Below are 9,077 nucleotides of genomic sequence, written 5' to 3'. Positions count from 1 at the left end.
CGGGGTACTTCCGTGGTGCGACCATGCCGCCCATCCTTCCGGGTTAACGATGTCTCCATTAAACCCGGGGCGATTCATGACGTGGTGGAGCATCAAAAAGCTCAGAACCGTGTCGAACGACTCGTCTTGAAAGGGCAGCCGCCTGGCATCGGCCTGACGCGCCTGGGCCAGGGCGAATCCGGCCAGACGATCCTGCCCCGCCTGCACCATCGCCGGGTCGGCGTCGGTCGTGGTGAGCCGCACCCGGGGATGGGCTCGGGCGACGGCTTCGGCCATCGCACCGCTGCCTCCACCGATCTCCAGCAGGTCCCCGGTGAGGGGGAACCCCTGGGTCGCCCAGGGAATCATCCGCCGGGCCACAAGACCCCATGGCGCGCTGCGACAGAAGGAGGCCTCCAGGGCGGACATCTTTGGCATGGTCTCCACCTCTTAGCGCACCTGCAGGGTTTCCGCCGAGCCTAGTTCCACGATCGACGGCAGTGAACCATCCCGGCAAACGGGGGGCAACCTGGCCGCCCACACCCCGTGCGGTGGGGGCGGAGGCGCGACGGATCAGGGATCTCATCCACCGTCTGAGCTCGGCCGGCGGATGGGTTAGAGGCCGAAGGCCCCGCCCTCGAGGAGGATGACCACGCCCAGGCCGATCAGCACGATCGGGAATAGGATGTGTTCCCAGCGTTCCAGGACCTCGGCGATGGGTTCGCGGGTGGCCACATACTTGGCGATGGCCACCAGCACCGCGACCATGGTCAAAAAGGCGAGGCAGTAGGCCACCATCGCGGTCGGTCCCACGGTGGCGAACACGGGCACGTAGACCCCGATGTTGTCCCCTCCGTTGGCGAAGGTGATCAATCCGGCCGGGGCCAGACACGGGGCCTCAGACGCGGATGTCCTCGTAGAGCAGGGTCGAGATGTACCGCTCACCGAAGTCGCACACGACCGCCACAATCAGCTTGTCCCGGTTCTCCTCCTTGGCGGCCTCCTGCAGGGCGGCCCACACGATGGCGCCCGAGGAGATCCCGCCGAGGATGCCCTCCTGGGTGCCCAGCTCGCGCGCCACGCGCACGGAGTCCTCGACGGTCACGTCGTAGACGTCGTCGTAGATCTCCCGGTCGAGGTTGTCGGGGACGAAGTTCGCGCCGAGGCCCTGGATCTTGTGGGGCCCGGCCTTGCCCTCGGTCAGCAGCGGGGAGTCGGCCGGCTCCACGACGACGAGGCGGATGTCCTTCTTCTGCTCGCGCAGGTAGCGTCCGGCGCCGGTGATGGTGCCGCCGGTGCCAACGCCGGAGACGAACACGCCGACCTCGCCGTCGGTGTCTTCCCAGATCTCCGGGCCGGTGGTGGCGTAGTGGATCGCCGGGTTGGCCTCGTTGGCGAACTGCTTGGCCAGCACGGCGTTCTCGGTGCTGTCGACGATCTCCTGGGCCTTCTCGACCGCGCCGCGCATGCCCTCGGCGTCGGGGGTGAGCACGATCTGGGCGCCGTAGGCGCGCAGCATGACCCGCCGCTCGGTGGACATGGTCTCGGGCATCGTGAGGATGACCTTGTAGCCGCGGGCCGCGCCGACCATGGCCAGGGCGATCCCGGTGTTGCCGGAGGTGCCCTCGACGATCGTGCCGCCCGGCTTGAGCAGGCCGGACTTCTCCGCGGCGTCCACGATGGAGACGCCGATGCGGTCCTTGACGGAGTTGGCCGGGTTGTAGAACTCCAGCTTCACGGCGACGTTGCCGGGCAGGCCCTCGTCGAGCCGGTTGAGGCGGACGAGCGGGGTGCGGCCCACGATCTCGGTGACGTCGTTGTAGATCTTCGGCATGTGTGCTCCTCGGTGACGATGTGGCGTGTTCGTGGATGCTGGCTGGTCGGAGAGCGGTTGTCGGAGGATCGGGGCGGGCAGAGGACCGAGAACGTCTGGGGCGCATCGGTGCACTGCTTGAGAGGCCCGGCCACGTCCTTGCCGATCCCTGCGGTTCGTACAGCCAGAGCCAGGGATCAGACGGGGGTGAGGTAGGTGCCGGAGAGGTTCTGGAGCTGGTAGATCCAGCGCACCCAGATCCCGGAGACCATGAGCACTCCCACGAGGATCAGCACGGAACCACCGGCGAGGTTAAAGGCGCGCATGTGCCGGCGGATGAACGCCAGGGTCTTGGAGACCCAGTTGATGCCCAGGGCAACCATGACGAAGGGAATGCCGAGTCCGAGGCAGTAGACGAAGGCCAGCAGCGCCCCACGCCAGGCGGTGCCAGTGGTGGTGCTCAGGGCCAATACGGCGCTCAGGGTCGGTCCCATGCACGGGGTCCAGCCTAGGCCGAAAACTACGCCCAGCAACGGAGAGCCGGCCAGGCCTCGGCGCGGCTGCCAAGAAGGCTTCGTCGTGGCCTGCAGGAAGGGCAGTCGCCCGATCAGGGCCAGGCCCATCCCGATGACGAACACGCCCAGGACGCGGATCATCACGTCCTGCCACCGCAGCAACCACCCGCCGATGGCCCCGAACGCAGCCCCGTAGAAGGTGAAGACGAGCGCGAAACCCAGGATGAACAGACCCACACCGGTCAGGACTCTGCGCCGATTACCGGGAGCAGCGGGATCAGTCAATCCCGAGACGTACCCCAGGTAGCCAGGCACCAGCGGCAGAATGCACGGGGAGATGAAGGAGACGATCCCCGCGGTCAGCGCCAAGGGGATCGCCACGAGCAACGCCCCGGACTGGACGTTCTGGGCGAAGAACTCTCCGACGTTCAGCAGGATCACCGGCCGCGCCCCTCACGGGCGGCACGGCCGCTGACACGCAGATCCTTCACCATCGGAGCTGCTTACTGTCCTGCCGGGATGGTGGTGGAGAACGTGGCCCCGGCATCGTCGGAGAACTCGATGCCCTGCTCAGTGGCCACCCAAATCTGCAGCCCGTCCTCGCCGTCCGTGCTGGCGGCCACAGCGGAGGGTTGGCCGGTGATCCCTCCGGTCGTCTCCCAGCTCTTCCCGGCGTCGCGGCTGACGTGCGCGGTCCCGTCCGGGGCCACCCCCACGGCCGTGTCAGCGTCGGCGAAGGCGGTGATCAGCAGCACCGGGGCACCTTCGGGTAGCTCCCAGGTGGCCCCGCCGTCATCCGAGCGTTGCACGCCGTCTTCGGTAGTGGCCAGCACGACCGGCCCGTCCGTGGAGGCGGCGAGGTTGACCGGCTGAATCTGGTCGCTGGCCTCGATCCACTCCTGCCCGTCGGTGGTCATCCGTAGAGTGCCGTCAAAGCCGATGACGCCCTCCTGCGAGACCGTCAACGCATGGAAGTCGGACTCGCCCTGACGGGAGAGCTCCTGCCAGGTTTGCCCGCCGTCGGTGGACTCCACCAGACCCAGCGGGTTAGGCAGATCCGAGCCCGATCCGGGGTGCCCGGAAGCGTAATAGCGCCCGGCATCGGCGGTGGCAAAACCCATCAGGTCGTTGGTGGGCCCGATCTTCTCCGGTGACTCTCCGCTGATGTCGAACAACCCATTGTGAGTTGCCAACAACAGCTGATCGGTACCCGGGTCCAACGCCAGACCGTGAACGTGTCCGAACGGGTTCTCCTCCCCAGCCGAGGACGCCACCTCCGCCGACTCGCTGCCCTGCTGGGTGCAGGCGGTGACGAGCAGAGCGGTCACTGCAGCCATCACGGCTGTGCGGGTTTTTCGGCTCCCGACGATGTTGGCGTTGAGAATCATGAGGTTACTTTCCTAAAGAGACAGGGGAACGGACTGGTCGGTCTGTCTAGACGCCTACGAAGCGAGTGCTCTCTACTCTCTGCCCGCCTATGTTGCCCGTCATCTGTTCACGTGGCGGGACCATGTTGGGACGGTGGGCCATCATCTGCTCGGACATGCGCGCCTTGCCCGCGTTGCTGGATCCCGGCTCCTGGGGGGATGGCAACGACTGGGCCACCGACGACGGCTCCGTCGATGACTACGGCGACGGCCCGCGTCGAAACCCTGGCCGCAAACACGAAAAAGGCTCCTACTGGCCGCCATCAAGACATCTAATACTATGTGGCATAGTAGACGGTTTGAGAGACCAAGTCCAAAACGTCGCCTTTGCCAACCCCACGGGCTGCATGGACCTGAACCCATGGCACGGGCGGTCACCACAGAGCACACCGGGACAGCGCTAGGAGCTACCGACCACCACGCGTCGTGGCGCTCACCAGCCCGACACGAGGTCGCACGCTGCTGGCCTTACGTCTGTTGCACCTGCAACGTTTTGATCCCCTCACTTCGCTTGGCGACTTCTTCCTGGAGGCCATCGCCAGTCATGCGGCTGCGGTGATCACTGCTTCTCGACGGCGCGGCTAGGACTCGAGGACCGGGGCGATGGGAACGGATGCTGCGCGGACGCAAACTGTGATTGACAACGGACACCGAGGCCAACGCCATCGCCACCCCGACACTGGCGTTCCCCTCACCGACTCGTTCGCTACCCCCTGTACCGGGTGGTGCATCCGGCCGTGCGCTTCAGACGCTCTGGGGGAACTCCACCGGGCAGGTCTGTGCTTGGACCGTGGCAAGAGCCGGGGTTGCGGTAACAGCCACCGGCAGGGCCAGCATTGCGGTGGCCGCGACCATCGTCAGCGCCACCCGTGCCCGATGCAACGGGGCGGCAGGTGCAGCCAGCCGGCGCACACGTACCAGTGTCGCAGTACCGCTGGCAGCCAGTGCAGAGGCGGGAGCATGCCCGGCCTCGGCCAGTCGCACCAGAGCACTGGCCACGGTGAGCCTACTGTCATTGCCGGCGGCCGCTCGGTCGTCGGCGGCCAGTTCCACCAGCCGGCCCAGCTCCACGCGCGCCATGGCGAAAATGGGGATTCGAGGGAAGGCCCGTACCCACGCATTGGCACCGATAAGGACCAGATGGTGGTGCCCGTGCAGGTGCGCCAGTTCATGGCGCAGCACCGCCTGACGTTGTTGTTCGTCCAGGACGCGTAGGGCTGCGGTAGTGAAGACAATGTCACGGCGACGCCCGGGCAGACAGTAAGCGGTCGGCACCGCGTGGTCGACCACCAGCACATCGGTGGTCGGATCACGGCGGGAGACCAACGACAGAGAGCCGATGTGCTCTTTTCGGTCCCGCCGGGCAGACATCACCTCGATGGCCAAACAGTAGAGCACCCGGGCCCCGAGCACGAACGCCATCACGGCCCCTGCCATGCTGACCACTGCGCCTCCGGGTGTGGAGTACTGGGCCCGCAGGACCATCGCGCAGGCTTGCAGGAAATCCGCCAATCCCCCGAGGACCGGCATCACCGGTAGCGCCAGGGACACACTAGCCAGGATGACACTCACCACGATCGAGGCGGTTAGGGCTTGCCAGACCAGGATCCCCAATCGGGGCGACCGGTCGACCCAGCCCCTGCCCTTCAGCAACGGACCCGCCAGGGTGGCGAGCAATGCGAAGGTGATCAGCAGCACCGGAGTTGTCACTGGGTTGTCCCGGCCGGCGGCCCGGCCGCCTGGTTCAATGCCTCGCGCAGCTGGGTGAGGTCTTCGGCCGGGATCTGCTCCAGGAAGTGCAGCAGCGTGGCTCGCCGGTCGTTGCCACTGGCCAGGACCTCCCCCATGTGCGCGGCAGTATATTGCTCACGCGTGCGGGTGGGCCGGTAGCGGAAGGCGCGCCCGTCGGGTTCCCTCATCAACAAGCCCTTGCGGTGGAGGGTGTCCATGACGGTCTTCACGGTCATGTAGGCCAGTTCCCGCTCCGGTTGCAGGCCGACCAGGATCTCTCGGACGGAAGCCGGAGCGGACCGCGACCACATGAGGTCCATGATCGCCGACTCCAGGTGTCCCAGATGGTGCATGGAGGTCTCCTTCCCGCGTCCAACGCCGCCGCTTCCACACGTTTCCTATGCCCCATAGTAGGGCCCCGCCGCGAAGCGGATTCTGGGGCACCAGCACCCTACCTACCCAGCCCTGCAATCCCACTTTCCGGGCTTCCCGCAACATCAGCGACCTGCCTTCCGCGGCCACTGTGGGGTTCATATCGGCATTTCGGTCGTGGACGTAGCCGGAGGTGGTCCGGGCGGCCGTGCGCCAGCGGTGCCCGAAGGTCACCCGAGGCACATCGGTCTGGCGTTCACCAAGGCTGCGTCACGGGCTAGACCTGCTGCGGGCTCCGGTCACTCCTGGTGCCGCCGCGTGCGGCAGAGATGGTGCAACAGTCTCGCGTCCATGGCCATGACCAGAAAGGTGGAGGTCCCGTGTGATCAGTAGTAACGCCCATCGGAAGAGATCATTCTTCCCCTCCGGCATCATCGGAACGCCGCGCACCAGCAACAGCGCCTTGACCGTAGAACCGGCAAACCGGCCCTCTTGCAGAAGGGGAGAGACGATATGAAATCCTCCCCCAGAACAGTTACTATCCATCGTAGTACTTCGGTGGGTGGTGGTGCAGCACGTCGGCTGGGAAACAGCGCGGCGTCGAGAACGCTTGCGGCCGCGCAATCGGCTTCGGCTGCACGGTGGCCCCCGATCCTGGGCCTGCCTGGGATCTAGGACCTCGATGCCGGATACCGGCCCCGAACCTTCCCATGGCAAGCCCGTGGGGTAGCCGCCCCAGGCCCATCAGCTTCCCTACCCATCCGGGCGGGGGTCTGCGCTACCCCTCCCGTCCCCACACCTATTCCAATCCTCAGGTGAAATGCCCATGATCTCCCACCCCTCGCCCGCCTCCCGTCCGTCCCGCCGACGCGTGCTCTCCCTCGCGGGCCTCGGCGTCCTTGGACTCGCCCTCGCCGGGTGCACGGAGGAGGACTCGCTGGCCCAGCAGGCGAACTCGGGGGACCAGAAGGGCTACATCGCCGGTGACGGCACGGTCTCCGAGTACCCGGCCGACCAGCGCGGGGAGCCGGTGCAGTTCACCGGCACGCTGTTCGACGGAACGACCCTCTCCGCCGAGGCCCTGCGCGGGAGCCCCGCGCTGCTGAACTTCTGGTACGCAGGGTGCGCCCCGTGCCGGGTCGAGGCCCCGGACCTCCGAGAGCTGGCCGAGCGCTTCGACGGGCAGGCGGCGTTCTACGGCGTGAACCTGCGCGACGAGCGGGCCACCGCCGAGGCGTTCGAGCGCACCTTCGAGATCCCCTATCCATCCTTCGAGGACAAGGACGGGGGCGTGCTGATGGCCCTGAGCGCCTACGTGCCCCCGCAGGCGGTGCCCACCACCCTCGTGCTCGACGCCCAGGGGCGGGTGGCCGCCCGCATCCTCGGCATCGCGGACCGCTCCGTGCTCGAGACCCTGCTGGAGGACACGGTGGCCGAAGCGGCATGACGGCAGGCAACCCATCCCGCCCCAGTCCCGGGGTCAGAAAGGCCGGTATGAGCACCACCGCCAGCAGCAGGGAGAGCAGCACCGCCAGGGGCGCCGGGAGCTCCTCAGCTGCTGGTCTTGGGAAAAGTGACGTCGAGCTTCCCGCCCTGGGGCCCCTGGGCATGGCCCGGTGGGCCTGGACGCAGCTGACGAAGATGAACACGGCCCTGTTCCTGCTGCTGCTGCTGGCGGTCGCCGCGGTGCCGGGATCCATCTTCCCGCAGCGAATCCAGGACCCGGCGGCGGTCCAGGACTACATCGACAACAACCCCGCCCTGGGGGAGTGGCTGGACCGGGTGCAGCTGTTCGACGTCTTCTCCTCGGCGTGGTTCTCCGCGATCTACATCCTGCTGTTCGTCTCCCTCGTGGGCTGCGTGCTGCCGCGCGCGGCCAAGCACTGGCGCGCGTGGCGGGCCGAGCCCCCGCGCACCCCGCGGCGGCTCGAGCGGCTGCCCGAGCACCGTTCGCTGGCCCTGGGCGGGCGCGACGGCGCCGGGGCGCCGGCCCCCGGCGACGTCGTCGCCGACGCCGCCCGGCTGCTGCGCAGGCGCGGCTACCGGGTGGCGGTGCGGGACACGGGCTCGGCCGCCCCGTCGGTGGCCGCCGAGCGCGGCATGTGGAAGGAGGTCGGCAACATCGTCTTCCACCTGGCCCTGCTGGGCGTGCTGGTCTCCGTGGCCGTCGGCTCCCTCTTCGGCTACAAGGGCCAGAAGATCCTCGTGGAGGGCGAGTCGTTTGCCAACACCCTGATCAACTACGACTCCTTCACTCCCGGCACCAACTACAACCCCGACTGGCTCGACCCGTTCTCGGTGCGGCTCGACCGCTTCGAGGCCGTGTTCAACCGGGACACCACGGACCCGCGCAGCTACGGGGCGCCCCTGGACTTCACCGCGGAGATCACCGTCCAGGAACCGGGTGCGGAGCCGCAGCCGGAGACCCTGAAGGTCAATGCACCGGTGAACGTCAACGGTGTGAAGTCTTTCCTCATTGGTAACGGCTACGCCCCGGTGATCCGGGTCACCGACGGCAACGGGGACGTCGCCTTCGAAGGCCCCGTGGTGACCATCCCCTCCGACGGGGTCTACACGTCCTCGCTGGTGCTGAAGGTCCCGGACGCGCGACCTGACCAGCTCGGCTTCACCGGGTTGCTGCTTCCCACCGCGGTCACCGGACCGGACGGGATGCCGCGATCAGTGGACCCGGGTCTGGCCAACCCACAACTGATCTTGTCCTCCTACTACGGGGACCTGGGGCTGGACAGCGGGGTCCCGCAGAACGTGTACGTCCTCGACGTCGAGGAACTCACCGAGCTCAACGGCATGCTCAGCCAGAGCGGACCGATCGCCATAGACGCCGCGAACCCCGTGCACGAGCTGCCCGAGGGCAAGGGCACGATCGAGTTCCTGGACGTCAAGCGCTACGTGGGCCTGGACATCGTCTACGACCCCGGCCGATTCGGAGCCTTCATCTCCTTCGTCCTGGCGTTCACGGGCCTGCTGATGTCCATGTTCATCTCCCGCCGCCGCGTCTGGGTGCGCGCGGCGAAGGGCGTCGATGAGCACGGCCGGGCCTGCACGGTCCTGGAGTACGGATTGCTGGCCCGCGGCGAGGACCCCCGGCTCGCTACCGAGGCCGAGCGGCTGAGCAAGCTGTTCACCGAGCAATGGGGAACCGCGGATCCGCCTGGGGACCCTGCCGCGCATCGGAGCACGAATCGGGCCTGGAGCGGGCCTAACCACGACTGAGAGGAC

The 9,077-nt window shown here is 67.4% G+C and carries 8 protein-coding genes and 1 pseudogene; 2 read left to right on the top strand and 7 right to left on the bottom strand.

Annotated features, from left to right (window positions below; all coding sequences use genetic code 11):
- The 7 genes and pseudogenes from EWV37_RS13635 to EWV37_RS13605 all read right to left on the bottom strand — a co-directional run.
- Positions 1-417: class I SAM-dependent methyltransferase (locus EWV37_RS13635; RefSeq protein WP_165189439.1), on the bottom strand; the 417-nt coding region annotated here is incomplete at its 3' end.
- A gap of 177 nt (positions 418-594) precedes the next feature.
- Positions 595-849: pseudogene (locus tag EWV37_RS13630) on the bottom strand (cadmium resistance transporter); the annotation flags it as partial.
- Positions 850-877: 28 nt separating this feature from the next.
- Positions 878-1,813, bottom strand: a complete 936-nt coding sequence (gene cysK, locus EWV37_RS13625; RefSeq protein WP_129702240.1) for a cysteine synthase A — start codon at positions 1,811-1,813, stop codon at positions 878-880.
- Positions 1,814-1,989: 176 nt separating this feature from the next.
- Positions 1,990-2,739 (bottom strand): cytochrome c biogenesis CcdA family protein, encoded by a 750-nt coding sequence (locus EWV37_RS13620; RefSeq protein WP_129702251.1) that lies wholly within the window; start codon positions 2,737-2,739, stop codon positions 1,990-1,992.
- A 71-nt stretch (positions 2,740-2,810) separates the two neighbouring features.
- Positions 2,811-3,695 carry a F510_1955 family glycosylhydrolase gene (locus EWV37_RS13615; protein WP_129702238.1) on the bottom strand — a complete coding sequence of 295 codons (885 nt, stop codon included), beginning with the start codon at positions 3,693-3,695 and terminating at the stop codon, positions 2,811-2,813.
- A gap of 783 nt (positions 3,696-4,478) precedes the next feature.
- Positions 4,479-5,444 carry a M56 family metallopeptidase gene (locus tag EWV37_RS13610; protein ID WP_129702236.1) on the bottom strand — a complete coding sequence of 322 codons (966 nt, stop codon included), beginning with the start codon at positions 5,442-5,444 and terminating at the stop codon, positions 4,479-4,481.
- Positions 5,441-5,818, bottom strand: a complete 378-nt coding sequence (locus EWV37_RS13605) for a BlaI/MecI/CopY family transcriptional regulator (protein ID WP_129702234.1) — start codon at positions 5,816-5,818, stop codon at positions 5,441-5,443. The genes EWV37_RS13610 and EWV37_RS13605 overlap by 4 nt, the downstream gene beginning before the upstream one ends.
- A gap of 845 nt (positions 5,819-6,663) precedes the next feature.
- Here EWV37_RS13605 and EWV37_RS13600 point away from each other — a divergent pair.
- Together EWV37_RS13600 and resB are read left to right on the top strand one after the other, a co-directional pair.
- A complete protein-coding gene (locus tag EWV37_RS13600) occupies positions 6,664-7,284 on the top strand; it encodes a TlpA family protein disulfide reductase (RefSeq protein WP_129702231.1) in 621 nt (206 codons plus the stop codon).
- A gap of 47 nt (positions 7,285-7,331) precedes the next feature.
- Positions 7,332-9,071 carry a cytochrome c biogenesis protein ResB gene (resB, locus tag EWV37_RS13595; protein WP_129702229.1) on the top strand — a complete coding sequence of 580 codons (1,740 nt, stop codon included), beginning with the start codon at positions 7,332-7,334 and terminating at the stop codon, positions 9,069-9,071.
- The last annotated feature ends 6 nt before the right edge of the window (positions 9,072-9,077 follow it).

It is taken from the genome of Kocuria carniphila (assembly GCF_004136555.1).
Classification (GTDB): Bacteria; Actinomycetota; Actinomycetes; order Actinomycetales; family Micrococcaceae; genus Kocuria; species Kocuria carniphila.
This window is presented reverse-complemented; position numbering and strand designations above follow the sequence as displayed.

Coding starts and splice junctions, on each gene's coding strand:
- cysK (WP_129702240.1), bottom strand. CDS start 1,813: ATGCCGAAGATCTACAACGACGTCACCGAGATCGTGGGCCGCACCCCG.
- EWV37_RS13615 (WP_129702238.1), bottom strand. CDS start 3,695: ATGATTCTCAACGCCAACATCGTCGGGAGCCGAAAAACCCGCACAGCC.
- EWV37_RS13605 (WP_129702234.1), bottom strand. CDS start 5,818: ATGCACCATCTGGGACACCTGGAGTCGGCGATCATGGACCTCATGTGG.
- EWV37_RS13600 (WP_129702231.1), top strand. CDS start 6,664: ATGATCTCCCACCCCTCGCCCGCCTCCCGTCCGTCCCGCCGACGCGTG.
- resB (WP_129702229.1), top strand. CDS start 7,332: ATGAGCACCACCGCCAGCAGCAGGGAGAGCAGCACCGCCAGGGGCGCC.